Origin of the sequence: [Clostridium] ultunense DSM 10521, assembly GCF_000511955.1 — a bacterium.
Classification (GTDB): Bacteria; Bacillota; Clostridia; order Tissierellales; family Tepidimicrobiaceae; genus Schnuerera; species Schnuerera ultunensis.
The window spans coordinates 796,605-797,923 of sequence record NZ_AZSU01000003.1; the positions used below are offsets into that span (position 1 = coordinate 796,605).

General features: G+C 32.1%; 1 protein-coding gene. It reads left to right on the plus strand.

The genetic code is table 11. The features are described 5' to 3' along the window. Window positions 1-95 precede the first annotated feature (95 nt). Window positions 96-1,127 carry an IS6 family transposase gene (locus tag CUL_RS0111120; protein ID WP_025641757.1) on the plus strand — a complete coding sequence of 344 codons (1,032 nt, stop codon included), beginning with the start codon at window positions 96-98 and terminating at the stop codon, window positions 1,125-1,127. The last annotated feature ends 192 nt before the right edge of the window (window positions 1,128-1,319 follow it).

The following is a 1,319-nucleotide window of genomic DNA, read 5'->3' on the forward strand; positions in this document are numbered from 1 at the left end:
CTCTGTAAACTTAAATGAAAATTGAGGACTTCAATCCTCTGTGGTACAATGTTTTTGCTAGAAAACAAATACCTCCCAGAAAGGATGAAGTCCTCATGCAAAAAATTGTACCACTTCAGTGTCCAAAATGCAATAATAAAGAATCTTTTTATCGCTACGGCAAAGATAAAGATGGATATCAAAAGTACCTTTGCCGTAAATGTAATCACCAATTTGCTCCTGATAGACCAACATCTAAAAAGAAACCTAAATACCCTCGTTGTCCTGTTTGTGGTAAAGCAACATTTCTTCATCATGATTATAAATATTACTCTAATTATCGTTGTTGTGATAAAAAATGTAATCATTCTATGTTTGTTCCTAAACCAAATAATATATTACCTGCATCCATGTCTAAATTAGTTGGTAAGACTGATTTTAAACGTATGCGTTATCCTGTGTATATTATTTTTACTGCTTTATCTATGTTCTATCTTGGTAAAAATTCTTTTAGAAATATTGCTCAAATTCTTAGAGTAGTAAATAATGTTAAGGTCTCTCATACTACTATTAGCAATTGGTGTAAAAAGTTTGCCCCTTATTTTAATAATATTGCTTTGGAACTTGTTCCAATGTTAGATTTTAATTCCGATGAATGGCATGCTGATGAAACTATTGTAAAAATCGCTGGTAAAAAATATTACATATGGTTCATTGTTGATTCAGAAACTCGCTTTGTCCTAGGGTTTCATCTTTCACCTCACAGAAATTCAGACCAAGCTTTTTCTTTGCTTAATTCTGTTAAAGATCTAGGGAAACCTAATGCTATTGTTAGTGACCGCTACAATGCATACAATGTCCCAGTAAAAACTGTATTGGGGAAAAATGTTAAACACATTCGTGTCGAAAGCTTCAAAGATGATATTTCTAATAATTTAATAGAGTCTTTTCACCATCAATTCAAAGCTTGGTATAAGACTAAGCAAGGCTTTAATTCTTTTGAATCAGCCAACAACCTAATCAGCATGTTTATATTTTTCTATAATTTTGTTAGACCTCATTCATCTCTTAATGGCTTAACCCCAGCTCAAGTTGCTGGATTAAATCTAGCTGCCAAAGAGAAAAGAAGGTATCCTCTTGTAGCATAAGTTTTGCTTGAATTTCGCCATATATTTTCTAAATGTTCGTCCTTGAGATTGTCAAGGGCGCACTTTAGTGCGTTCATTTTTACCCTTGACAATCTCAAGGTGAGCTTTTATAATCATCAAGGCGAAATTTAAAGCAAATTAAAGTAATTTTATAAAACATTGTACTATTTTTTCATTTTAAGTTTACAAAGC

What these genes read in the sequence shown, in the direction of transcription:
- CUL_RS0111120 (WP_025641757.1), top strand. Translation starts at nt 96, where the DNA reads ATGCAAAAAATTGTACCACTTCAGTGTCCAAAATGCAATAATAAAGAA.